Here is a 24,451-nt window from a genome sequence, read left to right as displayed (position 1 = left end):
CGACTCAGCTGCCGGCGGCGGGCGCCGGCACCGCCGACAGGTGGCTGCGCCAGGCCGGGCCGCGGCCGCCGGTGCGCGGACCGGGACCCGCGGCGCCCTCCGCGGGGACCGCGATCGTCCACAGCAGCGACTTCAGCGACATGGGGGTCAGCCCGTGCGCATGCTCGAGCGTCCGCGCCTCGCGCTGCGCCATGGCGCTGCCCAGCTCGGCCTCCGCCAGGACCCGGCAGTACCGCGCCAGCGTCCGGTGCCAGCGCAGACGCTCCCACTCGACCGCCATCGGCGTCCGCCAGAGCTGCGTCCAGATCTCGCGCTCGAGCTTCTTGCGCGCCGCCAGCTCGGACTCCAGGGCCGCGAGCTCACGGCGCGCCTGGTCGAGGTGGCGCTCCAGCCGCCGCAGCATCCGGCCGTCGGACTCCTGCTCCCGTTCGACCGTCAGCTGCTCGACCCGCTCCCGCAGGTACGGCAGTACGCCGGCCTCGCGAGGGTCCTTCGGCAGCGGCCAGTTCGGTGCGCGCTTGGCTCCACGGCCGTCCGCAGGCAGGACCTTCAGGGCCGGTCCGACGTTCCTCCGGGCGCGCTTCTCCGGGTCCTTCGGGGCCGGTCCGGGCATGTCGCCCCCTTCGACTCGCGCGACGGCCTGTGTCAGAGCCGTTGCGGCACAACGCGTTTCAGATCGGGTCCGGCAACAATTTCGGGGTGGAGTGCTGGAACCCGTACAAGACTCCAGAGGCAGAACGCTCCGGCAGGAAGTGGACCCGGGGGAGGGGGGTGGCCTCCCCTCCTACCTCAGCCCCGGGTGCTTGCGCTTCGGCCGCAGGTGGCGGGCACGGGCAGATGCTGCTGCCCTTCCGCCTTCGCCTGAGGACTTCGCCCGGTGGTGAGGTGGGCACAGCCATTGCAGCCGGTCGTGGTTCTGCGGATCGTCGACGTGGTCAGCGTCAGTCCCTCGTTCGGGACAGCGTGTGCCGTCGTCGAGCAGCTTCTCGCAGCGGCCGCCGGCTTCCGCTTCGCACGCTGCGCGTCGAGCTGACCAGTCCGGTGGCAGCTGCTCGCGCCGGGTCGACCCGGCCCATCCGCCGGCCATCAGCCGGGGCCGACGGGGTTCTTGCCCTTGCGCTCACCCGGCCAGATCCCGAAGACGTCCTTGAACCACTGCGACGCGATCCGCTTCGCGCGGGCCGGGCCGACGTGCTTCACGAGCTGGTTGTACAGGGCCGTCCACGGGTGCGGCTTCGGGATCCACTTCGCCGCGCCCGGGCCGACCTTCCAGTACCGCTCGAGGGCCCCGTCGCCCGGTCGGGTGTCAACTCCGGCGGCCATGAAGCACCTCCTCGGCTGGATCCGCACGCTGGGCGATCACCGCCACGGTCACGTCCGGGTTGTCCCGCGGCGTCGGCACCAGCTGCTGGTGGGCGACGCACACCAGCCGTCCGGACGTCGGGTCAGCGCGCAGGGCGCAGTCCTCGCGGCTGCGGCCGTCGTGGGAGCACATGGGGCGTCGCCCGCTCTCGTGGCGTGGCGAGGGGGCTGGTGGGCCGGGTGCCAGCCAGACCGCGTGGCTGTGTCGGCGCGGCCCCTCAGCCTGCGCTGCACCCGACGGCGCCCCACCGCTGGTGGGGGCGGTCGCCGTCCCCAGGGTGTTCCCGCGTCCCGCAACGCCGCCCCAGGGAAGCACGAAGCCCCGGGCCTGTTCGGCTCCCGGGGCTGTCGGTAGAGACAGTTGTCCTACTGCGTGCTGATCCTGACACGAGCGAGCACCCCTGTGCAACTACTGCCGGAGGTACTCCGGGTCGAGCGTCTGCTCGATGGCCTCGAAGACGGATTGGATGGTGTCGCGCTGGCTCTCGTAGCCGCCGCTCTGGTTGAGCTGGATGCCGACGCGGTACCCGACCGGGTTACCCCCCATGCCCAAGACATCGGTCGTGACCGGCATCACCTCGAGGCGCTGCAGCAGGTTGCTCATCTGCTGGACGCTTTCCGCGTGGACGGTGATCTGGAACGACATGCCCGCTCTGCTCATGACGCCTAGGCTGCCGCATCCGACGCCTACCTCGTGGCTGCTTCTGTCGATCTGGCTGCACCGGTTCCCGGTGTTGCGCCGGCGAGCAGGTCGAGGATGTCCCCGACGCGGTACAGGGGGCGGCCTTGGTGGTCGACGCTGTGTTCCACGATCCGGCCTCGGCTCTTCCACTTGTAGATCCGGTCGACCGTGACGGGTCGGCCCAGCGTCGTCACCGCCGTCGCGACCAGCGCGGCGTGCGCGAGCTGGTCCTCCGCGGCCGCGAGCAGCCACGCCCGGCGGGCCTCGACGTCGTGCTCCGCCCCGCACGCCGGGCACTCGACCGTCGCCCGGCCGGGGACGGCGTACAGGTGTCGGTCGCACGTCTCACCCTGGTGGTTCCCGTCGCACCCCCCCTGGACCGTGCACGCGTCCCCGGTGTCGTGGCAGTCGCACGGGCAGTCGTCCGCCCCGTCGAGCGGCGCCCGGCACGGCCCGGCGTACCAGCGCTGCGGCCGGGAGTCGATCACCCTGGCCGCGGCCCGGACGGCGTCTACGACCTCTGTCACCGCCTCTCCAGCGGACGGGTGCCGGCGCAGCCACGCGACCTGACCGAGCAGCCACCCCGCCACCGACTCGGAGTCCTTCCGCGCCGGCGACACCCCCCGGCCGGACTCGACGACCCGCACCCACCTGGCCAGAGCCGCGCCGAGCTCGATCTGCGCCCGGGACGCCTGGTCGACCCACGGCACCGGCCGCTCCCCGGTCGACCGCGCACCCGACCCACCACCGACCCGGGCCTGCCGGGTGCGCGTCGCCCCCAGGTCCCGGTGCAGCCCACCGCGCAAACCACGGGGCCGCTCCCACGGGGCCGACGTCCCGTGCCCCACGAGCGCGTCCACCACCAGCTTCCCGTCCGAGGTGACCGGCGCCGCGGTCAGCTCGTGCAGCGTTGCCGCGACGTCGCCGAGCGCACGCTCGAGCTCGGTGACGCACCGGTCGCAGATCACCGCCTGGTCGACGATCGGTGGATGGCCACTGTCCCCGAGCACGCACGTGCGAGTGCTCACGCGGCACCGCCTCCGTTCGCGATGCGCAGTAGCACGTCCGCGTGGCAGGGCTGGTCGAGCGGGCACCAGCAGGCAAGGTCGCGACCGGCCAGGTCGCGGCGGGCGCGCTCGACGTAGCCGGGCGGCGAGGACCACTCGACCCAATCGCGGAACAGGGCCACGCACTCGTCCGCCGTCGCCCGCGCGTTGTTCGTCGGCGGGTTCGTCGCCCGGGCGGCGTCGACCACCCAGGGGTTGCCCCAGCGCGTCGGGCGGGCGACGACGACTGCGCCCTTCGGCTTCCGCCAGCCTTTCGTCCGGCGGAGCTGGATCCGCCGTGGGGTGGTGGTCATCGAGGGGCCTCCTGGTGCAGGTCGCAGGCGGGGTGGGTGGTGTGGGGTTCGAGCTCGAGCAGGTGGACGTCGAGGGGGCGGCCGCACTCGTGGCACAGGACCTGCGCCCGCCGGCGGGCCTGGACCGCGCGCGGCCCGTGCGGGCACGAGTGCAGGTGGTCCCGGTGCAGCGGCACACCGTCCGGGCGGGGGTCGGACCCGTTCAGGACCCGCCAGTGCGGGCCGTCCGGGAGCGGGTGGACGTTCCCCGCCGGGTGGGGCAGAGGGTCGATGTCCAGCCACCGGCCGCCCTCGGCCATCACCCGCCGGACCGGGGACGAGCACGACGAGCACGGGCGGTCCCCTCGCTCGGCGAGCCGCTGCTCCAGGTCGGCCAGGGCCAGCGCCCACGTCTGCGCGGACGCCGTCCGAACCCGGGCCGCGCGGCGGACCTCGTGCCGGCGTGCCAGATGACCAGGGTCGGACACCGGCTGCAGCTCGACCGCGATCCGACCCAGGCCCACCGCGGCGTCAGCCAGGGCACGCGCCTTGCGAGCCCGGTTCCGCTGAGCCGTGCTGGTCGTCGTGAAGTCCCGAGAGGTGGTGGTGGTCATCTGCCCCTCCTGCCTCGACGTCGAGAGCGGGTAGGCCCGCGAGCAGGTGCCAGCAGGTCGGGTGCCGCCCCACCGTGGGTGGGGCTGGCACCCGTCCCGGTCCGTCCCGTCCCGTCCCGGTCCGTAGACCTCGGATCTGCTGGATCTGCAGATCGGGACCGCCTCTGACCTGTGGTTTCGTCCTGAGGCGGCGGGTTGGAACGGTGTTCGTCGTGCGTTGCGGTGTCGGTTTCGGGTCGTGCTCGCGCGGTGTCCGCGTGGGTCGCGGGTCGCGCTGGCGCGGTGGCCGGCTGGGTGCTCGGCTCGCGCGGGGTGGTGTCGCGCGCGGTGTCGCCCTGGCGGGGCGGTCGCGCTGGGGTGGTGCTGCGCGCGGTGTCCGCGTGGGTCGCGGGTCGCGCCGTGGTGGTGGTGCTGCGCGCGGTGTCGCCCTGGCGGGGCGGTCGCGCCGGCGCGGTGTCCGCCGGGGTGGCGGGTCGCGCGGTGGACAGCGGCACCCGGTGGCCGTGCTTGGCCAGGAGGGCGACGGTGTCCTCGCCGTAGAACGGCGTGGTGGGTGGCGGGAGGAGCGGGAGCCGCTCGTCCGCCTTCGGGTCCGCCGCGCGGGCTGCGTTGCAGCTGCCGCACGCGACCACGTAGGTGGTGACCTTCGCGGGCCGGCCCGGCTCGCGGTGGTCGTAGGTGCCGCGGCGGCCGCCCTTGCGGGCCCGCCACTGGACGACGTTCCCGCAGTACCGGCACGCGTCGCCGTCCCGCAGCCGGACCGGGACGGTCAGCTCAGGGTTCGACGCGTCGGCCTTGCGCTGCCGCTCCCACTCGATCTCCTCACGCAGGCGCATGTGCAGGAACTCCGGGTCGGCGACCAACCGCCACGGCTTCGTGCCGTCCGGCCGGCGCTTCTCCGGGGCCATCAGCCCCGTGCGCTTAGCGAGCGCGAGGAGGTCGGGGGTGCGGGTGCCTCCGAGGAGGTTGAGGGTGCCCTCGTCGAGGAGGTAGTCGGTGGTGTGCGCGGCGGACTGCAGGGCGCAGCGGACGACGAACCCGAACACCTCGTTCAGCGTCCGTTCGTCCCCGAGGGACAGCAGGCGCATCACGCGCGGGTGGGTCGCGGCGTTGTCGCCTGCGCGCAGCCAGGGCACGGGGTGGTCGTCTCCTCGAGGTGGGGGGCGAGGGGCGGGACGGGCGGGGGTGCCAGGGGCCGACGAGGCGGCCCCTGGCGCTACGGGGGGTGTTCGGGCTGCGGGGTGTCCACGTCGGACGAGCCAGCAGCTGCGGCGTCAGGCGCGAGCGCCTCCTCGTCGACGTCGCGCTGCAGGACACGGCGCGGCTGGCGAGTCACGGTGCGGGCGGTCAGCCACGCCCAGAACCGGGCCAGGGCGGCGCGCAGGCGGTGGAGAGTCGTCACCGGGAGCTCTCCGGTCAGGCCGGCCGGAACGGCCGCCAGCCGTAGGGGCACAGCTGCAGGCAGGTCCAGGTGTGGGGGCCGACGACACCGTCGGGGGCCAGCCCGTAGTAGCGCTGGAACAGGATCACGGCGTCCCGCGTCTTCGCCCCGTACCGGCCGTCCTGCGGGCCGGGGTTCCACCCGTAGTTCCACAGCCAGTACTGCGCCCGGTGCGTGTCCATCAGGTAGTACGGCTTGGCGGTCGACAGGTTGAGGTCGTGGGCGCAGTTCGGCGCCGGGCCGCAGTACGTGTAGGCGTTGGCCGTGGCGGCAGGCGCCACGGCCAGGCCGAGCGTCACCGCCAGCGCGAGCGAGAGGCGCTTGAGCAGGTTCACGATCAGGTCCTTCCGGAGGGGGCGGGCGTCTGGGCGTTGAGCGGCGGTCACCCGAGCACCGCCTGAGTCCGCGCCGTGCGGAGGTACTCCGCGAGCGCCGCGAGGTTGTTGGCCACGTCACGGCGGACGCGGGCCTCGTCGCGCGCCGCGCCGGAGGCCCGGTGCGGGGACGCGAGCAGGTGGACGGCGGAGCCTTCGAGGTCCGCGCGCATCTGGTCGACGTAGTCGACGGCGTGGCTCAGGACGACCGCCGCGTCGGTGCACACGGCGGTCACCACCTGCCCCGGACCATCCGGCGAGCGCCGGCGGTGACCATCTGGCGGCCGTTGACGCGGATCGCGGTGCGGTACCCGGTTCGCAGCCCGGCGAGGAGGCCGACCAGGACCCCTGCGGCGAACACCTCGAGGCCGGTCACGTCGTCTCCTCGGGGGTGCGGACGGTGCTGCACCAGGAGCACTGCCGGGTGCCCTTGGGGGCGCCGGCGAAGCCGGAGACGTCGCGCCAGTAGTGCTCGCAGGTCTGGTCGAGGTAGCGGCGCAGCTGGCGGCCGCGGGCGCGGTGCGTGTCGGTCGTGCCGGAGACGGCGAGGAACGACTCGAGGTGCCAGAGCTCGCGGCGGTCGGCGGAGGGCTCACGCTCCTCGTCGTCCACTGCATCGCCGGCGGCAGGCGACGCCGCGCCGGCGAGCTCGTCGAGGACCTTGCCAAGGTCGTGGACGCGGACGTTCGTCGAGGGCCATCGCAGGGACTCCGCGAGCGCGAGGGCGGCGCGGAGCCGGGAGATGTGGTCGGGTCCGTCGGGGACGGGCGTGAAGATGCTCAGGCCGTCCTGGGGGTCGGCGTCGGTCACGGGATCACCACCCAGGCGGTGGCCTCGCGGTCCCGGCCGTACAGCACTCCGTCGTGGCGGCTGTACCTGGAGCTGGTGACTCGCTCGACGCCGGCGATGGCGTCGCGGCGGCGCCAGTAGCCCTCGCCGGAGTCGGCGAGGACCCGGCCGTTCACGGCCACGAACCGCCACCGCCAGCGGCCGGTGCTGTCGCGGTACAGCTCGACGGTGGGCAGGCGCTGCTTCACGGCGCCACCGCCAGGGGCTCGCGGCGCAGGACGACGGCGCCCGGCCGCCACCCGTCGGGCAGGAGCGGGCGGCGGCCGGGGACCAAGCGGGCGAGGACGCGTGCGTCCGGGGTGACCGTGACGGTCAGGTCGGGGAACCGGTCGGCGAGCGCGGCGGCGCGGTCCTCGGCGGTGCGCTGGGAGGTGTACGTGCGGATCAGACGCCACGCGCCGGCGGCGGCGGTGACGGAGGTGTGCAGGCCGCGGAGGGTGGCGTGGTGGTACGGGGACATCACGAGCAGCGGTGACGTGCGGGTGTTGGTGCGGGTCACGGGGTCTCCTGGGGCGCGGGCAGCGGGCGGATGGTCAGGACGATGCGGCGGGACTCGTCCTTGGGGACGGGGTCGCCGCGGCGCAGGTCGGGGCCGACGAGGTAGGCGTCGGAGTCGTCCGGGAGCAGGCGCAGGTCGGTCACGAGGCCGTCGACGATCGCCTTCACCGTCGGGTAGACGTTCGCGACGTCGCGGCGTCGGGACAGGGGCCGCTCGTGGACCGTCGCGACGATGTGCGCCCGCTGCAGGCGCGGCAGCCGCGCGTGCCGGGCGGCCCACCCGGCGGCCGCGCGCCACGACTGCGTGCGGGCGTTGCGGACCCGCCAGTGCAGGCGCTGGTTCGACGTGAGGAACCCGCACCCCGGGTCGTGCACGGTGACCAGGTGGAACCGGTCGACCTCGACCGCGCCGTCCCCGGCGGGCAGCTGCTCCTCGGTCACGAGACGGCCCTGCCGGGCAGGTCGTGCACGTCGGCGCGGTAGGTCACCGCGGCGTGGCCGTCGTCGACGTGCCGCTCCCACTGCCCCTCGGCGTGGCCCTCGACGAACGCTGGCGGCCACCCGTCGTCCGACCACGCCCGCGAGCGCCGGTCGGTCGTGTCGCGGAACACGGGGGCGCCCTGCCACCCGCAGGTGCACACGGCCCGCCACGCCACGACCTGGCGGCCCAGCTCCGGGGTCCACTCCGCGAGCGCGGGGGAGTCGTGGCCGTGGTGGGAGGCGATGACCATGCGGTGCTCGACGCTGGTCAGCCGGCGGCCGGGGCGCGACGGCGCGGCGGCCAGGGCGGCGGTGCCGGTGCCGCGGCAGTCGGTGCAGGGCTGGGGCGGGGCCGGTGGGACGTCGTCGTCCTCCGGGCGGCGGCCCAGCCCGACGAGGAGCGCGAACCGGCGGCGCTGCTGGGCGATCGGGTCGGACGCCGTCCCGTCGAGCTGCATCTGCGCGAGCTGGGCGCGGATGCCGTCGAGGACGGCCTCGTCGAAGGGGGCCGCTACGCGCTGCATCGGCACTCCCCCGTGTAGGGGTCGACGATGCCGTTGCAGGAGCCGCAGCGCTCCGGGCGGTTGGGGCCGGTCACGACGCCACCGCTTGCGGGGTGTGGCCCTCGTCGAAGGCGTCGAGGACGGCGCGGGGGAGGAACCGGCCGGCCTTGGGGCAGTCGACGTCGTTCTCCGCGCACCAGGCGCGCACGTCCTTCGTCGTGACGCCGTGGCGGGTCAGGACGTCGTCCTGGCGGGCCGCGATGGGCTGCGCGGGTGGCGCGGCGGCGGAGGCCTTCGTCGAGGGGCTCTTCTTCGCGGTCGTGCGCTTCGCCGGCTTCGGGCCGCGGAGCTTGGCCCGGGCGGCGTCCAGCTCGCGCTGCAGACGCTCGACCTCCGCGCGGGCCTTCGCCTTCTCCGCTGCAGCGGCGGCCGCCTGCTTCTTGGCCTCCTCGACGTCCTCGAGCGCGGCCGCGAGCGCCTTCACCGCGTCACGGGCGCGCTGGGCGGCCTTCGCGACCCGGGTGGTGCCCGGCTCCTGGGCGAGCTTGTCGGCGCGGGCGAGCAGCGCCGCGAGGGAGTCCTGCGCCGCGGGCTGCTGACCGGCGACGGCGGGCGACGGCTGCGGCGGTCGCAGGGGGCTGGTCGCCGGCCGCAGCCCGGAGACGGACTGCTGCTGGCGGGCGTGCGGCTTGAACGACGTCGCCGGCGTAGTCGCCCCGGCCGGGATGGTGGCCCGGGCCTCCTGCCTGGCCTGGCGGGTGAGCTCGTCGACGGCGAACGACAGGCGCGCCTTGTCCGGCCACCCCCACTCGTCGCCGATGGTCTCGACCTGCGCCTGGGTCTTCCCCGTCGCGGCGGCCACCCACTCCGGGTCCCGGCCGGAGTGCAGGTGCTTGATGATCGTGAGGGTCTCGGTGGTGCTCATGACGGCTGTCCGATCTGGGCAGGGGGCGGGATGCGGTACTTGCGGGTGAGGGCGGCCCGCTCGTCCTCGTCGAGGCCGCCCCAGATGCCCCACCGCTCGCCCGTGGCGAGCGCGTGGTCGAGGCACTCGGCCCGGACAGGGCAGGCCGCACAGATGGCCTTCGCGTCGGCGGCCACGACCCGCCTCACCAAGGGCGGCCCCTCGGGGTAGAAGGCCTCCGGGTTGGCCTGTCGGCACAGCGCGTCGACCATCCACTCGTGCGTCGCGGGCCCGACGGCGGCGGCGACGCACGGGCGCGCAGACCGGGTCGGCGGCACGGTGGGCATCGGTCAGCCCTCGTCCTTCGGCGGGTCGAGGAGGGACCGCTCGAAGTCGGACCACACGTAGCCCCAGGTGTTCTCGAGCTCGTCGCGCCACTCCTCGGTCCACCGCGCGCGCCAGTAGGTGGTGCCGGCTGCGTCCTGGAGGTAGTGGTCGGCCCGGGCGACACCGTCGGCGATCCGCCGGCCGACGACGAGCTGCTCGAGGGACAGGCCCCCGAGCGCCTTCTCGACCTGCTCGTCGGTCGCGTCAGCGGGGATGCCCCACACCGGTCGACGGTGGTTCCAGCCCCAGGTGCTGGCGCTCAGGGACTTGGCGATCTCGGCGCGGAGCGGGTCGGTGGCGGCCCCCGCCGGCGGGTTGCTGATGACGCCGCGGAGGTGCTCCAGGCGGGCCGCGGTCGCGGCGGCCAGGCCCTCACGGAGCCGCTCGGCCTCGGCCTCGGCCGCGGCGGCCGCCTTCTGCGCCGCCGGGTCGGCAGCGTCGGCCGGCTTCGCCGTCGACGTGTCGTCGTGACGGTCCGGGGCGGTGCAGATGTAGGCGGGTGTGCCGTCCGCGTTCCAGGTCGCGGCGTGGCCCGGGCAGTCGGTGTGGGCGTCGATGACGGCCTTCTCGAACGCCTCGTGGTCGTCGCCGAGCGCCTCGAGTGTGGACTCCTCGACCAGCTCGTCCGCGAGCGACTCGAGATCGCACCAGTCGTCGGGCAGGTCGGCGACGTCGATGATCTGCACGCCGGCCTTCTTGAGGGCCTTGGTGTGCTTCGCCTTGTTCTTCTCGGCGGCGCGGGCCTGCCGGGCGCGCTGCAGCTCCCAGGAGAAGTTGTACGTGCCGACCGCGGCGAGGAGCCGGGACTGCAGCTCGTGGTCGTAGTCGAACTCGGCGAGCGCGAGGGCGTCCTCGAGCTTGAGCTGCCCGGTGTCGAGCCGGTCGCGGGCCTTGTCCGGCAGGGCGGCGACGGCGACCCGGTCACGGATCGTCTTCGCGGCGCGGCCGGTCTTCGCGGCCAGCTGCTTGACGTCGTACCCGTCGAACGCGAGCAGCTGGGTGTAGGCGTCGCCCTCCTCGGTGACGGTGAGGTCGGCGCGGTGGACGTTCTCGACGAGCATCGCCTCGATCTGCGAGGCGTCGTCGGCGAGGTCCTCGCGGATGACGGCGGGTACGTCGGGCAGGCACGCCACCTGCGCGGCGGCGAGGCGGCGGTGTCCGGCGATGAGGACGAACGTGCCGTCGTCGGTGGGGGCGACGACGAGGGGCTGCAGGATGCCCTTCGCGGCGATGGACTCGGCCAGGTCGGTGACGTCGCCGACGTCGCGGCGGATGTTCTTCGGGTGGGGGATGACCTGGTCGAGGGACAGGTTCTCCACGCGGGTGGGGGACATGAGGGGCCTTCCGTCAGGGCTTCGTGGGGGAGGTGGGCGTGGTGGCCGGCGCGACGTCGGTCCCGGGGATCGGGACCCGGGTGTCGTTCGCGAGGCGCCACGCGCGCAGGGGGCGGCCGGCGTTGCCGCCGCGGTGGTCGGTGTTCACGACGAACCCGTGCGGCAGGAGGACCTTCCGCCGGGCGAGGACCTGGACGACGGCGCCGATGACCCGCGGGTACACCGTCAGGTCCCCCTGGTCGTTCTGCAGCCGTGCGCGGACCCGGTTCAGGTCGACCCGGCCGCCGTTCGCGCGGCCGTCCCGGACGATCTCGGTGACGATCCGCTCCCGGTCGCGGGCGTGGACCGGGTCTCCGGCGATCAGCTCGAGGATCGCCGCGACCCGCTCGTCGACGGCGTGGGACGGCACGTCGAACAGCGCCCCGGTGGTCACCTCGTTCATGCGCCCATCACCTCGTTCTCGATCAGGACGACGCCGAGGTGCCCGGCGCCCTCGAGGTCGCGGCGGCGGCTCAGCAGGGCGCGGATGCCGCTGCGGAGCCACAGCTCCTGCACGCGCCGGGTCATGACCGGTCCACCGCCCTGTGGTCGTCGAGGTCGACCAGGACGTCGGCGTAGGCCGTGGCCGACTCCGACGGCGGCACCCGCTCCTGGGGAGGGGTGAACGCCGGCGTCAGGGCGGTCGGGACGATGACCAGGTCACCGATCCGCGCGAGGGCCAGCGTCGTCAGCGCCGACACCCACGCGGCGACGGTGCGGGGTTTGCCGTCCCACGCCGGGTCCAGCCCGGCCAGGACGAGGTGCGCCTCGGACGGCTCCGGCGCGACGAGCTTGGAGCCCATCGGTGCCTGGCGGATCAGCGTCAGCCGGGCCGCGTCGACGCCTGCGCGGGTCGTCGCCGACCCCAGGTCGGCGAGGAGGTCGACGACGTCCATCTGCGACGCCGCCGGCGGCGGGCCGTCCACGTGGTTGAAGTGCCGCGCGGTCACCACTGCTCACCGCCCTCGGGCGCTGGGCGGCCGACGAGGACCGGGTTCACCGCGAGGACCTCGACGGCCCGCTCGGAGACGCAGTCCCGGCACGCGGGGGCGACGCAGCCGGAGCTGGTCAGGATCACCGCGACGGCGCGGTCGTCGCAGTCCCGGGTGGCCCCGCACGGCACCGCGCCGGACCGGTACACCCGGGACCGGGCCCGGCGGTGCGCACGGCGCGTGGCGTGCCGAGCCTGCGGGCGCAACCCGGACGGGCGGGCCGGCTCGGTCGGGCAGTCCGAGGACCACCGGTCCGCGAGCGCCGCGGCGGCCGCGGCGCCGAACAGGAACACGGCGGAGCCGATCAGGAAGGTCGCCATCAGCAGCTCACCGCCTGCGACCAGTCCTCCGGGCCGTTCCCCGTGTCGGTGGCGAGGAGCGGCTCGACGGTGGCGGCGACCAGGGCGACCGCGGCCCACGCCCGGGCGACGTGCGCCCGGGCGGTCGCGTCGTCGAGGACGCCGTGCTCGAGGGACTCGGCGGCTGCACGGGCGTGCCGCTTCGCCTCCTCGAGCGCCGACGGACCGGACTGCCCCGGCTCGTGGGGGCGGAACCCCGGGGCGTCCTCCGGCTCGGGGAACAGGTCGAGGGCGGTCGGGACGGTCTGGACGGGGAAGTCGTCGCGGACCTTGAGCCCGGCGGGGGTGCTCTCGAGCTGGCCGAGCACGGCCGAGGTGATGTGGGAGAGCGGGCCGAGCGCCTCCTCCTCGCAGTGCCGGGACCCGCAGTCGACGACGGTCAGGTGGTGGTCGTGCAGGTCGTGGCGCAGGTGCACGGTGTGCCCGTTGGGGCAGGTCAGGAGCCTGTCCTGACGGATCCGGCCCGCGATGACGAGGACGACCTCGCCTGGGGTGGGCTCGATGCCGGCGGGGATGGTCACCGCTGCTCACCCCCCGGGAGGGGCAGGTCCCGCGAGCACGCGGTGACCTCGGACCAGCGGACGACCCGCTCGACCAGCCGGGCGGGCTTACGCGGGGTCGCCTCGTACTCGACGTGCAGGACGATGTGCAGCGCCCCGTCGACGTGCGTCCAGGCGTGCACGCGGCCGTTCATCCGCGCGCCGTCCCGGAAGATCAGACGGACGTCGTCACCGACGTTCGCCGGGTACTGGCGCTTGCCCTCCGCCACCGTCAGCGGCGTCGCCCGGACCGGCTCCGGCGCGGGCGCACCGACCGTCACACCCTGCAGGCGCGTGAACGCTGGCGCCGTGACCACCACGTCCTGCGGGGTCGGCGGCTCCCCACCGGTGCAGGGCTCCACGATCGGGTTGGAGGAGAAGTAGTGACCGGCGGGCACCAGGCCGGCCGCGGCTCGGCGGGTGCACGGGACGACGTCCCGCTCCTCGACGTGGTCGTCCGGGCCGCGCTGCGCGATCGACATCACCGAGCACCCCCCAGCGCGTGCAGCTGCCGGCGGGCCGCGGCGATCCGCCGCCCGTACAGGGACAGGACCCGGCGGACGACCTCCGACCGGTACGTCGCCGGGTCGTGGCCGCGCTCACGCATCCACGTGACCGCCTCCGCGTCGGCCGGGTCGAACGCGTCGAGCGCGTCGTTCACCCGGCGGCGACGCAGACGGCGCAGGAGGGTGATGTGGGACTGCAGCCACCGGCGGTCCGCCTCGGCCCGCTCCGCGGCCTCGCGCGCGGCCTGCTCGTCGGCGAGCTCCGTCGGGTGGGTGGTGGCGTACCCGCGGATCGCGGCGAGCGCCGCGGCCTGCGCGGTGACGGCGCGGGGGTCGTCCCAGCGGACGGCGAACACTGACCTGCGGAGCTCGTCGCGGTCCTGGCACTGCCAGGCGCCCCAGCTGTGGCCGTCGTGGATGCGACCGGCGAGGACCTTGCCGGCGTCGACGACCGCGGCCAGGTGCTCGCGGGTCGAGGCGACGGCGCACTCGAGGGAGACCTTCGCGGTCAGGCGGGTCGGGGCCGGGCGGCCGTCGACAGTGATCGTCGGCAACAGGTGCGTGTACCGCTGCCGGGGGACGGTGGTGTCGGCCGCGGGGGGCCGGGTCTGGGTGTGCACGGGAGGGGCCTTCCGATCGGCGGTGCTGCGCGGTGTGGTGGTGCGGTGGCCCTTGCGGGCGATGCGGGCTGGCGCCGTGCCGGGCGGGGTGTCCCAGGAGCTCCGGGGAGGTGAAGGAGAGGCCTCCGCTCCCGGGTGCCCGCCGCCCGGCACGGAGATCAGGGGCCCGGGCGGGAGGTGGTCGCCTTCGGGCGGTGGAGGATCCGGCGGGCCGCGAGCGCGATGTGCTCGGGCATGGGGCCGTGGGTGGCGGTGACCCGGGCTGCCCACTGCTGCGGGGTCTCGCCGGCGGGTGCCGGACGCCGCGGCGGGGTGGTGGCCGGGGTGCTCATGCCGCCCCCGCGCTTCGCTGCTGGAGCAGCACGGCAAGGGCTGCGGTCAGGTGGGAGTGCGCGGTGACGCTGACGGGCCGCTCACCGTTCTCGAAGCGGGACAGGTGCGTCTGGGAGACGCCGGCCTGTCGGGCGAGCTGCCGCTGTCCGATGCCCGCTGCACGGCGTGCCTGGCGCAGGGCCGGGCCGCGGGTGGCTGCGACCATGGTCTCGGCCGCCGGGGTTGTGCTGGACATGGGACGAAGGTAAGCCGCAGTTGGGATGATGCGCAACCACATGGACCAAGAAACTCGACTTGATCTCATGTATCACCCAGGCCGCGTGTGACTCCTGGGCCCGTTGAGATGCGGCGCACTACAGTTGCGCCCGCTAGCAGGGGGCCTGGATGAGTGGAGCGACACGGTGAACGGTGAGCAGGAGCAGCAACGCGCGGCGGTCGCCGCGCAGATCCGCCAGGAGCGCAAGCGGCGCGGATGGAGTCAGGAGAAGCTCGCCGACACGGCCGGGGTCGCCAAGAACACGGTGAACGCGATGGAGAACGGGCGTTCCGTGCGCCCTGGGAACCTGCGGGCGGTGCTCGACGCCCTGGAGATCGACCCCCTGGCCGAGCGCGGGCCTACCCCTGCGGACGACGACGCCGAGTTCGGCGCCGAGATCATCCGCCAGTGGCTACGTCAGCAACCCGAGGATCAGCGTGCCCGGGCGATCAAGGACCTGATGCGGTTCGTCGTTGAGCGGAACGGGTGACAGCCGGTCACCCGACCGGCACGTCCTGTCGCTGGGCGCGCCTAAGGTGCCGCACATCACACAGGGCTCGGGGGAGCAGCGGAACGGGGTAGCGCGGGGTGCGGATGTGCGAGCTGGTGTGGAGGGTCGAGACGGCCGACAGGGTCCAGGACATGCTGCGGCGAGCACACGGCGGCCGCTGCCCGTGCGAGGTGGGACGGCCGTGCCCCTTGCTGGGCGGAGGTGACTGTCGCCGGGCCTTCGGTTCCCGGCCCGAGCACGACGAAGCGCCACCGCCCGCCGCGGCTGGTGCCGCGAGGGTGGTGGCGCTCGACGAGCGGGCGGAGGCCGCCCCGGTCTAGCCCTGCGGGTTCGGGGGGTGCTGCACCGGCGCGGCGCGCTGGGCGTTAGGCGGCTGCGCCGGCTGTGGCGGTCGCTGCGGCAGCTGCTGAGGGGCCGGCTGTTGGACCTGCGGCTGCTGCTGGGGCTGTCGCGGCGGCCCTGCAGGTAGCTGCTGCTGGGGCTGTCGAGGTGGCAGCTGCTGAGGGGCCGGCTGCTGGACCTGCGGCTGCCGCGGCTGGGCGTGCTCGGTCCACCGGTAGCCGTCCCACCAGCGGACCAGGTGCTGGTTGTCCGGCGCCGGGTACCAGCCCGGCGGCGGACCGGCCGGCGGCGGGGGCTGCACCGGCTGCGGCACCGCCACGACGTGCACCTGCGGCGCCATCTGCTGTGCCGGGTGGTGCTCGCTCATCGGGTGACCGCACCCCCGGCACGTCGACCGCAGCTTGCCCGCGAGGCCCAGCGTGCTCACGTTCGTCATCGCCCGGCCAGCGCCCCGCATCGACCCCGTGAACGCGTTGCCCGTGCACAGCGCGCAGTCGCGGCACGACATCTGGACCTGCATCCGATCCTTCTTCCCCATGCGGCGAGGGTAAGGGTGCGCTGACGGCGGGTCAGCCGTTCGGGCGATCACCCGCGTCGGTCGCCGGCGCCTCAGGCGGCAGCTGGTAGTCGGCGATCCGCCACTCCCCACCCTCGTGACCAAGCAGCAACGTGAGGAGCGTCCGCGCCGAGCTGCTGTCGACGTACTTCCCCGTCGTGCCGCCGAGGTCTGCCTCGCGCGCTGGCAGGCCGCCGTAGTCGACGATGAGCACCCACTCGTGACCCGGGTCGGCGACGCGCGGACGGAGGCCGACGCCGGGTTCGACGTCTGGGTAGCCGATCAGGCCGCGCAACCAGCGAAGATTCGCATCCGCGAAGGGACGCCACCACTCCGACCGTGCGTCCATCTCCGCGAGCGCCCGGATCGCGTCGTCGCGCTGCTCGGGCGGGCAGGCCTGGTCTACCCAGTGGGTGGCGTGCCGGAAGCGGAGGTCCTCGGTCGAGCGGAGCATGATCCACTCGAACGACGCAGCTTCGCCGGCGGCCTGCAGCCACGTCACGGCGAAGTCCGCGGCGCTTCCCTCCGCTGCCTGCGCGCGGATCTCCTCTGGCGTCTGATCACCGGACACGCGCCGAGGCTAGCCCGTGCGTGGCCGGGGCGGCCCCTGGCAAGATCGACGCTCGTGACCAACGCGGCGCCTCGTCGAGCTCGGCGCCTGCGACGCCTGGCTGACGTGCGCGCGAGGACCGACCACCACCTCGAGCCGCTCCTCACGCTCAGCCAAGCGTCGGAGGTGACCAGCCTGTCCGTCCGGCAGCTCGAGGCGCTGGTCACCTCGGGCGAGTTGCTGGCCGTTCGTCTCCCGAGCGGGCAGTGGCGCGTTCGTCTGACTGATCTAGAGATAACAGGATTGTGATTTAAGAGTTTCGTCAATATCTCACCTGGCGGAAGGCTCCGCTGCTATACATCATGGGCAAATAGTCAATCCTTTGACACACGGAGGTGGGGCTCGTGATCGACGTCGCAACGGCCGTCGAGCACGACTTCAAGCTCAAGTTCCTGCCCCGCCTGGAGCGCGAGTTCCACTGCCGCCTGCTGTCGCTGGAGCACGAGCACAGCACGGCCGTGCTGCACCTGGCTCTGGAACTGCCGCATGACGCCGACCGACAGCTGCGTCATCAGATCCTGGACGAGCTGTTCGCTTTCGAGCAGCAGCAGAACAACGAGGTCGCCGTCAGTCCTGCGCTGGTGACGCGCGGAGATGACGACGACTAGTCAGGGTTGTCCGGGGGGACCAGGCCATCTCGGGTACGCCCGCAAACACCTCACCGCCGCCGACCTGACAGCCGGTCAAGCGTTCACCCGGGCTTGGTCTGGGGTGGCGCTCTTCTACACCGCGCTGCATCTCGTCCAAGCCGTCCTCGCGGTCCGGCCCGGTCTGCAGCCGTACCAGCGTCACCCGAAGAGCCACACCAGCCTGAAGCCAGGCGAACCGGGTACCAACATCGTGGTCGGGCAGATCTGCGGGGCCATCCGAGCCGCCTACTTCGATCTCTACTCCACCAGCCTTTCCGTTCGCTACCACGGCGGGAACATCACGGAGGCGGTCTGGCGTGAGCTCAGAGACGAGGTCAACCACATCGCGCGTTTCGCCGCCCAGGAGCTTCGGGACGCGGGTGAAGAGGTACCCGACTGGCTTCGCCGTTGCGGCTCCAGCACGCCCTCCGACTGAGGATGAGTGCTGGTCGGGCGGAGCAATCACCAAGCGGGAGCGACGTCCACGGTGGCGGGGTCGATGACCCGCCGGCCACGGTGAGCTCGGTGCACGGTCACCTCGACAAGCTGACGTAGCAGGGTCCGCCGCTGGTCGACGTCCGCGCCGTCCCACAGGGCCGCCGGATCGGACAGGTCGACGCCGGCGAGCGCCGCCGGGAGCCGCAGCGCACGGAGCCTGGCCTCGGCGGCGGTGATCTGCGGGGTGAGGCGCTTCTCGACCTTCGCGAGCGCGGCGGGGGAGAGGTCGCCGTCGGCGGCCGCGGTGGTGAACGCGTCGAGGCGGGCTCGGAGCGCCTCGAGCTCGGCGGCCGCGGCCGCGACGTCATCGGTGTCGTCGCCGGGTGGACGGGTGATGTCGGCGCGGGTGGTCAGCAGGGCGAGGACCCGGTCGACGACGAACTGCTCGAGGAGCCGCTGTGAGCGGGCGACGCACCCGCCCGGCTTGCAGGTGTACGTGGCGTAGCCGCGGGGGCGGACGACGTACAGGGGGCCGCCGCAGACGCCGCAGCGGGCGATCCCGGACAGCAGGTGCCGGGCGGTGGTGTCGGGGCGGGCGGGGCGTGCCGGGTCGTCGAGGCGGGCGTTCGCGGCGTCCCACAGCTCGTCGGTGACGAGGGCCGGCCAGGTGGCGGGGCCCACGACCTGGCCGCGGTGGACGCGCTGCGCCCGGTAGGCGGGGTTGCGGATGAAGCGGTACAGGGTGGCGCCCTGCCACCCGTACTTCGTCGGACGGGGGGTGGGGACGTCGTCGTCGCGCAGGCGCTTGGCGATCGCGTACAGCGGGACGCCGGCGGCGACGTCGGCGAAGACAGACCGCAGCACGGGCGCCTGCTCAGGGTGGGGGGCGAAGTCGACGAGCTGGCCGGTGCGCGCATCGCGCTGCTGGGTGTACCCGAAGGGCGCCCGGGCGTGCGGGCGGCCAGCCGTAGCCCGGGCGCGGGACGCCCGGCGGACCCGCTCCGAGGTGCGCGCGGCCTCGTCCTCGGAGGTGAGGGCGTCCAGGCCGGTGCGGAACCGGTCCTCGCGACGGGACAGGTCGTACAGGGTCCCGGAGTAGCCCCAGAGGACCGTGTGCCGGGCGCACAGGTCCCGGAGCATCGCGTACACCGCCAGGTCGCGGGTCGCCCGGGACGACTCCCACGTCAGCAGCACGTCACACGCCCCGGACTCCACCGCGGTGACGACGTCCTCCCACCGCTCCCGCGGCCGGCGGGCGTACCTCGAGGCGGACCCGGTCTCCTCGACGACGTGGACGACGTCCCAGCCCTCACGGTCCGCCCACGCCCGGCACTCCGCGACCTGCTCGTCGACCGACCGGCCCCGCCCGGACACGTCATGGGAGACGCGGGCGTACAGGAGCGCGCGAAGGGACCGCTGCGGGGACGGCACCCGCGCACCCTACAGGCGTGCGGTCACAGGCAGCAACGTCGCGATCGTCTGCGGGGCCGTGCTCTTGCTCGCGGCGTGGCTCGGTACCGGCCTGCGGACCCGGGTGGCGCTCGCGGGAGCCGGGCTCGCCGGGTTCGTCGTCCTCGCCGGACCCGAGCCCAGCGTGCTGCGGGCCGGGGTGATGGGCGTCGTCGGCCTCGTCGGTCTTGCCACTGCCCGCCGGGGCAGCGGCGTCCCTGCGCTGTGTGTCGCCGTCGTCGCGCTCACCGTCGTCGACCCGTGGCTGTCCCGGGCGCTCGGCTTCGCCCTGTCCGTGCTGGCGACCGCCGGGCTGGTGGTGCTCGCCCGGCCGTGGGCGGACGCGCTCGGCCGGTGGCTGCCGCGGCCCCTCGCCCTGGCCCTGGCCGTCCCCGCGGCGGCCCAGGCGGTCTGCGCGCCGGTCGTCGTGCTCGTCGACCCGCGGCTGTCCCTCGTCGCGGTCCCCGCGAACGTGCTCGTCGCGCCGGCCGTCGCACCCGCGACCGTGCTCGGCGTGGTGGCCACCGCCGTCGCCCCGGTCTCCGGCGTCGTCGCGGGGTGGGTGGCGTGGTGCGCGGGCTGGGCGACCGCCTGGATCGCGCTCGTGGCCCGCCGCGGGGCGGAGGTGCCGGCCGCGGCCGTCCCCTGGCCCGAGGGCGTCCGCGGTGCGCTGCTCCTCGCCGCCGCGACGCTCGCGGCCGTCCTCGTGCTCGGGCGGGTGCTGGCCGGTCGTCGGCTCGCCCCGGGTCGGCTCGCCCCGGGTCGGCTCGCCCCGGGCCGGCCCGCCCCGGACCGGCTCGCCCGTCGCTCGCTCGCCCCTGTCTGGCTGGCCGCCGGCTGCGCCGCCGTGCTGCTGCTGGCGGTGGTGCTGCTGCCCGGACCGAGGCAGGCCCTCGGTCTCGGAGGCTCCTGGCCGCCGCCCGGGTGGTGGGCCGTGGCGTGCGACGTGGGGCAGGGCGACGCCCTCGTCGTCCGCACCGGACCGCAGGCCGCGGTGCTCGTCGACACCGGGCAGGACGACGCGGCCGTCACCGGTTGCCTGCGCCGGCTGGGCGTGGAGCGCATCGACCTGCTGGTGGTCACCCACTTCCACGCCGACCACGCGTCCTCCGTCCCGGCGGTCCTCGCCCGGTACCCCGTCGAACGGGCCCTGCTCTCACCGGTCGACGAGCCGGCGGGCACGGCGCGACGGGTGCGCGCCGCGCTGGCCGATCACGGAGTCCCCGCCCATGCTCCCCGGGCCGGCGACGGGGGAGTGGCCGGTGACGTCACCTGGACCGTCCTGTGGCCGCAACCCGGGGCGACGGGCGCCGAACCCAACGACGCCAGCGTCGTGATGCTGATCGAGGTGGCGGGCAGCACCCTGCTGGCTGCCGGCGACGTCGAGCCCGCGGCCCAGGCCGGGCTGCGCCGGGAGCTGGTCGCCCGCGGCCTCGGACCCGTGGACGTCCTCAAGGTCGCCCACCACGGTTCCGCGGCCCAGGACCGCGGCCTGCACGACCTGCTCCGCCCGCGCGTCGCCCTCGTCAGCGCCGGTCGCGGCAACGACTACGGCCACCCCGCGCCCGCGGCGCTCGACCTCCTCGCGGACGTCGGCGCGCTGACCGTGCGCACGGACCAGCTGGGCGACCTCGCCGTCGGCGGACACGGACCCGACGACCTGTGGGTGACCGGGCGGGGAGGACGACCCGACCGCCCAGGCACCGGGTCCGCCGAGGACAGCGGCCGGGCGACGGGGCCCGTGCGTCACCGTCCCCACCCCGTGGCAGGCTTCCGCCGTGGCCACCGCACGCGCGACGACCCTCAGCTGGCGGGACGCCGCACCCGCCCCCCTCGTGCTCGTCACCGGCACCGAGGGTCTGCTCGCCGACCGGGCCGTCGACCGCGTGCGCGCCGCCGCGGCCGCAGCCCACCCCGACGTCGAGACCGTCGCCCTCGACGCGTCCACGTACGAGTCCGGCCAGCTCGGCGTCCACACCAGCCCCTCCCTGTTCGGGGAGCCGCGGCTCGTCCTCGCCACGGCCGTCGAGGCGTGCACCGACGCCTTCGTCGCCGACGTCGTCGCCTACCTGTCCGACCTGCAGGACGACGTCGTGCTCGTGCTGCGTCACGGCGGCGGGCAGCGGGGCAAGAAGCTCCTCGACGCCGTCAAGGGCTGCGCGCAGGGCGTCGTCGTCGACTGCCCTCCGGTGAAGAAGGACGCGGAGAAGTCCGACTTCGTCAGCCAGGAGTTCCGCGCCGCCCGCCGCAAGGTCAGCCCCGGCGCGGTGCGGGCGCTGCTCGACGCCGTCGGGTCCGACCTGCGCGAGCTCGCCAGCAGCTGCGCCCAGCTCCTCGCCGACACCACCGGCGAGGTCACCGAGGACGACGTCCAGCGGTACTACGGGGGCCGCGTCGAGGCCACCGGGTTCAAGGTCGCCGACGCCGTCGCCGCCGGACGCGCCGGTGAGGCCCTGGCCCTGCTGCGGCAGGCCGTCGACACCGGCGTCGACCCCGTGCCCCTCGTCGCGGTCATCGCCCTGAAGCTGCGGACCATGGCCCGCGTCGCCGCCACCCGCGGACGCGGCGCCGACGTCGCCCGCGAGCTCGGCCTGGCCCCCTGGCAGGTCGACCGGGCCCGCCGCGACCTGCGCGGCTGGACGCCCGAGGGCCTCGCGGCCGGGCTGATCGCGCTCGCCGAGGCCGACGAGGCCGTCAAGGGCGGCGGCCGCGACCCCGTGTACGCGGTCGAGCGCGCCGTCCTGACGATCACCTCCGCCCGCGGCGACTGACGTCGTCGATCAGCCGGCGCCGACGAGCACCATCGTGGCGCCGAACACGACCCCCGACACGAGCAGCGCGATCGTCGTGTACCCGAGGATGTCGCGGATCCCGAGCCGGGCGATCGCCAGCACCGGCAGCGCCCAGAACGGCTGGATCATGTTCGTCCACTGGTCGCCGTACGCGATGCCCATGATGACCACCTCCGGGGCTGTCCCCAGCTGCTCGGCAGCCTCCAGGAAGATCGGCGCCTGGACCGCGAACTGCCCACCGCCGCTGGGCACGAACATGTTCACGATCCCGCCGGACAGGAACGCCCACAGGCCCAGGGTCTCCGCCGACGCCAGCTCGACGAAGAAGTCGCTGAACACGGTGATCAGCCCGCTCGTCGTCATGATCCCGAGGATCCCGGCGTACAGCGGGAACTGCAGCAGGATGTCGCCGACGTTGCGGGCGGCGTCCATGACGAGCGTCCCCAGCTCGGTCGGGGAGCCCACGAGCAGGAGGATGGCCGCCAGGAAGGTCCAGTTGACGATGTCGAGGGTCAGCGCGAAACCCTCCTGGGCGAAGTACGCGACCAGGTACGCGGTGAGGAGCACCCCCGCGAACGTCGTGATCGCCCGCGAGCCGTCCACCCGCTCGGCCGGGCTGCGCCGGCCCTCGCCGGCGACCGTGCCGGTGGCGGCGCCCGTCGCCGGGCCCGCTCCGGTACCCGTCCCCGTGTCCGTTCCCGCGTCCGCGGCGCCGGGCCGGGTCGGGGAGGCGTCCTGCGCCCGGGCCGCGGCCACGTCCGGCGGCAGCTCCACGACGTCGTCCTCGGACCGCGGCCGCAGCGACGCCATGGCGGCGACGACCACGACCACCGTGACCGCGATCGCCACGAGGTTCCACGACGCGAAGATCGTCCGGGCCACCGGGATCGTGGTGCCGATCTGCTCCTCGACGAACGACCCCGGGGTGGCCGCCGCCAGCGGCCCGGACCCCGAGTACCCCATGTGCCACACCACGTAGCCCGCGTACCCGCAGGCCACCAGCAGCGGGAAGTGCAGCCGCAGCCCGCGCTCGCGGCCCTGCTCGGCGACCTCCCGGGCCAGCAGCGCACCGACCACGAGGCCCAGGCCCCACGACAGCAGCGAGCCGAGCGCCGCGGCGAGCGTCACCCACGCGTACGCCTGCACCGGGGTGCGGGGCAGGGCGCCGGCGCGCACCAGCAGCCGCCGCACCGGCCGCGTGTTGGCCAGCGTGTGCCCGAGCAGCAGGATCAGGGCCATCTGCGTCATGAAGGCCAGCAGCCCGGTCAGGCCGTCGCCCCAGCCGCGCAGCACGTCCACCGGGCCGGTGTCCGTGAGGGCCAGGGCGAGGACGCCGACCACGGCGGTCAGGGCGACGGCGAACACCAGGGCGCTGGGCAGCCAGCGCTCCACGCCGGCGACCAGGGGCCTGGACAGGGTTCTGAGCACGGCGGACCTCCTCGTCGAGGGACGAGCCGATCCTGCTCCCTTACCGGCCGGTCAAGCGGAACGGACACGCCGATGAGCCGCCGCGGCGTCCCCAGGCGCCGCGTGCGACGGGCCGCCGGCGTCCTCCGGGAACGCGAGGACGGCGCCACCCCCGTGGGGTGACGCCGTCCCGTGCTGCGTGGACCAGGCGGTCCGGTGGGTCAGAGGCCGTTGTTGACCTTCGACAGCGCCGACTTGCGGTTGGCGGCCTGGTTCTTGTGGATCACGCCCTTGCTCACGGCCTTGTCGAGGCGACGGGTGGCGTGCGCGAGCGCGGCGGCCGCCTTCTCCTTGTCGCCCGAGGCGGCGGCCTCGCGGAAGGCGCGCACGGCGGTCTTCAGCTCGGACTTGACGGCCTTGTTGCGCAGCCGCGCCTTCTCGTTCGTCTTGATCCGCTTGATCTGGGACTTGATGTTGGCCACGAATGGTCTCTCTGTTGCGATCGGACAGGTCGGTGAGGGCATCGGCCCCGGCAGCGGTCGACGGTGGGGATCGTCGTCCGCGGCGCGGCCGTAGGACTGCTGGAGCGGTACCCGCACGACCGAGCGGACACGCGACCACCCAGGGTACCAGCGGGCACCGGAGCGGCCGAATCCGCGCGCCTTCGCGGCGGGGCGGGGGTCAGGTCCAGCCGTGCAGCCGCCTCAGTCCGGCGGCGACCTCGTCGAAGCGGACGCGGTCCAGGGTCGCGCCCTCGCGCCGCACCCCGGCCGGGTCGACGCGCAGCACCCGGTCCAGGCGCGCCTCGCTCGGCCGGCGGCGCGCGTCCCAGCCGCCGGTGCCGACGTCCACCCACTGCCGTCCCCACCGGGCCTCGTCGGCGGCGTCGCGGTCGTGGTCGCGGCTGGTGAGCATCAGCGCGAGCAGCCACCGGCCGTCGCGGCCGACGACCAGCACGGGCCGGTCCTTGCCGCGGGTGTGGTCCTCCTCGAACGGCACCCAGGTCCACACCACCTCGCCGGGGTCGGGGTCGCCGTCGCTGCGGGGCGCGTACTCGATCCGCGCGCGCCCGGTGAAGTCGCCAGGGTAGCCCCCGCTGTCAGGTCCGTCGTCAGGACCGGTGTCGTCCGGGGCGTCACGGCGGCTGCCGGGACCCGGCGGGCGGGGGACCGGCCGCGGACCGGCGGTGCTCCCGGGCGTCCCTCGACGGTCCGCGCGGGCGCGGCGGCGCAGCTCCTGGCTGCCGGCGCGCACGGCGGCCCGGGCCAGCCGTGAGGCGATCCTGCTCAACGTGCTCACCGGGCCG

38 protein-coding genes and 1 pseudogene are annotated in these 24,451 nt (G+C 74.6%); 5 read left to right on the top strand and 34 right to left on the bottom strand.

What is annotated here, in order from left to right:
- Positions 1-4 precede the first annotated feature (4 nt).
- The 28 genes from ACYVQV_RS03740 to ACYVQV_RS03605 all read right to left on the bottom strand — a co-directional run bounded on the left by ACYVQV_RS03740 (position 5) and on the right by ACYVQV_RS03605 (position 14,390).
- Positions 5-613, bottom strand: coding sequence for a hypothetical protein (locus ACYVQV_RS03740; protein WP_461021912.1), 609 nt, complete (start codon positions 611-613; stop codon positions 5-7).
- Positions 614-1,086: 473 nt separating this feature from the next.
- On the bottom strand, positions 1,087-1,323 hold the full coding sequence (locus ACYVQV_RS03735) for a hypothetical protein (RefSeq protein ID WP_461021911.1): 237 nt from the start codon (positions 1,321-1,323) through the stop codon (positions 1,087-1,089).
- A 448-nt stretch (positions 1,324-1,771) separates the two neighbouring features.
- The gene (locus tag ACYVQV_RS03730) at positions 1,772-2,008 is read right to left on the bottom strand and encodes a hypothetical protein (protein WP_461021910.1); all 237 of its coding nucleotides are present in this window, start codon (positions 2,006-2,008) and stop codon (positions 1,772-1,774) included.
- A gap of 41 nt (positions 2,009-2,049) precedes the next feature.
- Positions 2,050-3,072, bottom strand: coding sequence for a hypothetical protein (locus ACYVQV_RS03725; protein WP_461021909.1), 1,023 nt, complete (start codon positions 3,070-3,072; stop codon positions 2,050-2,052).
- Positions 3,069-3,404 carry a DUF4326 domain-containing protein gene (locus ACYVQV_RS03720; RefSeq protein ID WP_461021908.1) on the bottom strand — a complete coding sequence of 112 codons (336 nt, stop codon included), beginning with the start codon at positions 3,402-3,404 and terminating at the stop codon, positions 3,069-3,071. Before ACYVQV_RS03720 ends, ACYVQV_RS03725 begins: the two co-directional genes overlap by 4 nt.
- The gene (locus tag ACYVQV_RS03715) at positions 3,401-3,997 is read right to left on the bottom strand and encodes a hypothetical protein (RefSeq protein ID WP_461021907.1); all 597 of its coding nucleotides are present in this window, start codon (positions 3,995-3,997) and stop codon (positions 3,401-3,403) included. The genes ACYVQV_RS03720 and ACYVQV_RS03715 overlap by 4 nt, the downstream gene beginning before the upstream one ends.
- Entirely contained in the window at positions 3,994-5,133 is a 1,140-nt protein-coding gene (locus ACYVQV_RS03710; protein ID WP_461021906.1) for a hypothetical protein, read from the bottom strand. Before ACYVQV_RS03710 ends, ACYVQV_RS03715 begins: the two co-directional genes overlap by 4 nt.
- A gap of 80 nt (positions 5,134-5,213) precedes the next feature.
- A complete protein-coding gene (locus tag ACYVQV_RS03705; RefSeq protein ID WP_461021905.1) occupies positions 5,214-5,399 on the bottom strand; it encodes a hypothetical protein in 186 nt (61 codons plus the stop codon).
- A gap of 14 nt (positions 5,400-5,413) precedes the next feature.
- Positions 5,414-5,773, bottom strand: coding sequence for a peptidoglycan-binding domain-containing protein (locus tag ACYVQV_RS03700; RefSeq protein ID WP_461021904.1), 360 nt, complete (start codon positions 5,771-5,773; stop codon positions 5,414-5,416).
- Positions 5,774-5,820: 47 nt separating this feature from the next.
- Positions 5,821-6,039, bottom strand: a complete 219-nt coding sequence (locus ACYVQV_RS03695) for a hypothetical protein (protein ID WP_461021903.1) — start codon at positions 6,037-6,039, stop codon at positions 5,821-5,823.
- Between the two features lie 5 nt (positions 6,040-6,044).
- Positions 6,045-6,188, bottom strand: a complete 144-nt coding sequence (locus tag ACYVQV_RS03690) for a hypothetical protein (RefSeq protein ID WP_461021902.1) — start codon at positions 6,186-6,188, stop codon at positions 6,045-6,047.
- Positions 6,185-6,622 (bottom strand): hypothetical protein, encoded by a 438-nt coding sequence (locus ACYVQV_RS03685; RefSeq protein ID WP_461021901.1) that lies wholly within the window; start codon positions 6,620-6,622, stop codon positions 6,185-6,187. The genes ACYVQV_RS03690 and ACYVQV_RS03685 overlap by 4 nt, the downstream gene beginning before the upstream one ends.
- Positions 6,619-6,849 (bottom strand): YegP family protein, encoded by a 231-nt coding sequence (locus ACYVQV_RS03680; RefSeq protein ID WP_461021900.1) that lies wholly within the window; start codon positions 6,847-6,849, stop codon positions 6,619-6,621. The genes ACYVQV_RS03685 and ACYVQV_RS03680 overlap by 4 nt, the downstream gene beginning before the upstream one ends.
- A complete protein-coding gene (locus tag ACYVQV_RS03675) occupies positions 6,846-7,160 on the bottom strand; it encodes a hypothetical protein (RefSeq protein WP_461021899.1) in 315 nt (104 codons plus the stop codon). The genes ACYVQV_RS03680 and ACYVQV_RS03675 overlap by 4 nt, the downstream gene beginning before the upstream one ends.
- Positions 7,157-7,600, bottom strand: coding sequence for a hypothetical protein (locus tag ACYVQV_RS03670; protein WP_461021898.1), 444 nt, complete (start codon positions 7,598-7,600; stop codon positions 7,157-7,159). Before ACYVQV_RS03670 ends, ACYVQV_RS03675 begins: the two co-directional genes overlap by 4 nt.
- On the bottom strand, positions 7,597-8,163 hold the full coding sequence (locus ACYVQV_RS03665) for a hypothetical protein (protein WP_461021897.1): 567 nt from the start codon (positions 8,161-8,163) through the stop codon (positions 7,597-7,599). The genes ACYVQV_RS03670 and ACYVQV_RS03665 overlap by 4 nt, the downstream gene beginning before the upstream one ends.
- 70 nt (positions 8,164-8,233) lie before the next feature.
- Positions 8,234-9,067 carry a hypothetical protein gene (locus tag ACYVQV_RS03660; protein ID WP_461021896.1) on the bottom strand — a complete coding sequence of 278 codons (834 nt, stop codon included), beginning with the start codon at positions 9,065-9,067 and terminating at the stop codon, positions 8,234-8,236.
- Positions 9,064-9,393: a WhiB family transcriptional regulator gene (locus ACYVQV_RS03655; protein WP_461021895.1), complete on the bottom strand. Its 330-nt coding sequence runs from the start codon at positions 9,391-9,393 to the stop codon at positions 9,064-9,066. Before ACYVQV_RS03655 ends, ACYVQV_RS03660 begins: the two co-directional genes overlap by 4 nt.
- 3 nt (positions 9,394-9,396) lie before the next feature.
- Positions 9,397-10,767 carry a ParB/RepB/Spo0J family partition protein gene (locus ACYVQV_RS03650; RefSeq protein WP_461021894.1) on the bottom strand — a complete coding sequence of 457 codons (1,371 nt, stop codon included), beginning with the start codon at positions 10,765-10,767 and terminating at the stop codon, positions 9,397-9,399.
- Positions 10,768-10,780: 13 nt separating this feature from the next.
- A complete protein-coding gene (locus ACYVQV_RS03645; protein WP_461021893.1) occupies positions 10,781-11,209 on the bottom strand; it encodes a hypothetical protein in 429 nt (142 codons plus the stop codon).
- On the bottom strand, positions 11,206-11,334 hold the full coding sequence (locus ACYVQV_RS03640) for a hypothetical protein (protein ID WP_461021892.1): 129 nt from the start codon (positions 11,332-11,334) through the stop codon (positions 11,206-11,208). Before ACYVQV_RS03640 ends, ACYVQV_RS03645 begins: the two co-directional genes overlap by 4 nt.
- Positions 11,331-11,756 carry a hypothetical protein gene (locus ACYVQV_RS03635; protein WP_461021891.1) on the bottom strand — a complete coding sequence of 142 codons (426 nt, stop codon included), beginning with the start codon at positions 11,754-11,756 and terminating at the stop codon, positions 11,331-11,333. The genes ACYVQV_RS03640 and ACYVQV_RS03635 overlap by 4 nt, the downstream gene beginning before the upstream one ends.
- Positions 11,753-12,118 carry a hypothetical protein gene (locus tag ACYVQV_RS03630; RefSeq protein WP_461021890.1) on the bottom strand — a complete coding sequence of 122 codons (366 nt, stop codon included), beginning with the start codon at positions 12,116-12,118 and terminating at the stop codon, positions 11,753-11,755. The genes ACYVQV_RS03635 and ACYVQV_RS03630 overlap by 4 nt, the downstream gene beginning before the upstream one ends.
- Positions 12,118-12,678 (bottom strand): hypothetical protein, encoded by a 561-nt coding sequence (locus ACYVQV_RS03625; RefSeq protein WP_461021889.1) that lies wholly within the window; start codon positions 12,676-12,678, stop codon positions 12,118-12,120. The genes ACYVQV_RS03630 and ACYVQV_RS03625 overlap by 1 nt, the downstream gene beginning before the upstream one ends.
- Positions 12,675-13,178 (bottom strand): hypothetical protein, encoded by a 504-nt coding sequence (locus ACYVQV_RS03620; RefSeq protein WP_461021888.1) that lies wholly within the window; start codon positions 13,176-13,178, stop codon positions 12,675-12,677. Before ACYVQV_RS03620 ends, ACYVQV_RS03625 begins: the two co-directional genes overlap by 4 nt.
- Entirely contained in the window at positions 13,178-13,822 is a 645-nt protein-coding gene (locus tag ACYVQV_RS03615) for a hypothetical protein (protein WP_461021887.1), read from the bottom strand. Before ACYVQV_RS03615 ends, ACYVQV_RS03620 begins: the two co-directional genes overlap by 1 nt.
- A 158-nt stretch (positions 13,823-13,980) precedes the next feature.
- Entirely contained in the window at positions 13,981-14,154 is a 174-nt protein-coding gene (locus ACYVQV_RS03610) for a hypothetical protein (RefSeq protein ID WP_461021886.1), read from the bottom strand.
- Positions 14,151-14,390 (bottom strand): helix-turn-helix domain-containing protein, encoded by a 240-nt coding sequence (locus ACYVQV_RS03605; RefSeq protein ID WP_461021885.1) that lies wholly within the window; start codon positions 14,388-14,390, stop codon positions 14,151-14,153. The genes ACYVQV_RS03610 and ACYVQV_RS03605 overlap by 4 nt, the downstream gene beginning before the upstream one ends.
- A gap of 166 nt (positions 14,391-14,556) precedes the next feature.
- Here ACYVQV_RS03605 and ACYVQV_RS03600 point away from each other — a divergent pair, with 166 nt between their 5' ends.
- Complete coding sequence (locus ACYVQV_RS03600) at positions 14,557-14,901, top strand: helix-turn-helix domain-containing protein (protein WP_461021884.1); 345 nt, start codon at positions 14,557-14,559, stop codon at positions 14,899-14,901.
- 337 nt (positions 14,902-15,238) lie between these two features.
- Here ACYVQV_RS03600 and ACYVQV_RS03595 read toward each other — a convergent pair whose 3' ends face one another.
- Both ACYVQV_RS03595 and ACYVQV_RS03590 read right to left on the bottom strand, forming a co-directional pair.
- Positions 15,239-15,802 (bottom strand): DUF2510 domain-containing protein, encoded by a 564-nt coding sequence (locus ACYVQV_RS03595; protein WP_461021883.1) that lies wholly within the window; start codon positions 15,800-15,802, stop codon positions 15,239-15,241.
- Between the two features lie 31 nt (positions 15,803-15,833).
- Positions 15,834-16,391: a hypothetical protein gene (locus tag ACYVQV_RS03590; RefSeq protein WP_461021882.1), complete on the bottom strand. Its 558-nt coding sequence runs from the start codon at positions 16,389-16,391 to the stop codon at positions 15,834-15,836.
- Positions 16,392-16,774: 383 nt separating this feature from the next.
- On the opposite strand from ACYVQV_RS03590, the gene ACYVQV_RS03585 reads away from it, so the two are divergent.
- On the top strand, positions 16,775-17,038 hold the full coding sequence (locus ACYVQV_RS03585; RefSeq protein ID WP_461021881.1) for a hypothetical protein: 264 nt from the start codon (positions 16,775-16,777) through the stop codon (positions 17,036-17,038).
- A 103-nt stretch (positions 17,039-17,141) separates the two neighbouring features.
- Complete coding sequence (locus tag ACYVQV_RS03580; protein ID WP_461021880.1) at positions 17,142-17,495, top strand: hypothetical protein; 354 nt, start codon at positions 17,142-17,144, stop codon at positions 17,493-17,495.
- Between the two features lie 26 nt (positions 17,496-17,521).
- Here the strand turns inward: ACYVQV_RS03580 and ACYVQV_RS03575 are convergent, their stop codons facing one another.
- Entirely contained in the window at positions 17,522-18,928 is a 1,407-nt protein-coding gene (locus tag ACYVQV_RS03575; protein ID WP_461021879.1) for a recombinase family protein, read from the bottom strand.
- Between the two features lie 31 nt (positions 18,929-18,959).
- On the opposite strand from ACYVQV_RS03575, the pseudogene ACYVQV_RS03570 reads away from it, so the two are divergent.
- Both ACYVQV_RS03570 and holA read left to right on the top strand, forming a co-directional pair.
- Positions 18,960-20,375 (top strand): annotated as a pseudogene (locus ACYVQV_RS03570) (ComEC/Rec2 family competence protein); the annotation flags it as partial.
- 349 nt (positions 20,376-20,724) lie between these two features.
- Positions 20,725-21,717: a DNA polymerase III subunit delta gene (holA, locus tag ACYVQV_RS03565; RefSeq protein WP_461021878.1), complete on the top strand. Its 993-nt coding sequence runs from the start codon at positions 20,725-20,727 to the stop codon at positions 21,715-21,717.
- 9 nt (positions 21,718-21,726) lie between these two features.
- Here the strand turns inward: holA and ACYVQV_RS03560 are convergent, their stop codons facing one another.
- The 3 genes from ACYVQV_RS03560 to ACYVQV_RS03550 form a co-directional block, all read right to left on the bottom strand.
- Complete coding sequence (locus ACYVQV_RS03560; protein ID WP_461021877.1) at positions 21,727-23,166, bottom strand: short-chain fatty acid transporter; 1,440 nt, start codon at positions 23,164-23,166, stop codon at positions 21,727-21,729.
- Positions 23,167-23,366: 200 nt separating this feature from the next.
- Positions 23,367-23,627, bottom strand: coding sequence for a 30S ribosomal protein S20 (gene rpsT / locus ACYVQV_RS03555; RefSeq protein ID WP_461021876.1), 261 nt, complete (start codon positions 23,625-23,627; stop codon positions 23,367-23,369).
- 199 nt (positions 23,628-23,826) lie between these two features.
- Positions 23,827-24,444, bottom strand: a complete 618-nt coding sequence (locus tag ACYVQV_RS03550) for a type II toxin-antitoxin system PemK/MazF family toxin (RefSeq protein ID WP_461021875.1) — start codon at positions 24,442-24,444, stop codon at positions 23,827-23,829.
- Positions 24,445-24,451: the final 7 nt, after the last annotated feature.

It is taken from the genome of Thalassiella azotivora, assembly GCF_054781695.1.
The sequence above is the reverse complement of the archived record's forward strand: the minus strand, read 5'-3'. Positions and strand labels throughout refer to the sequence as shown.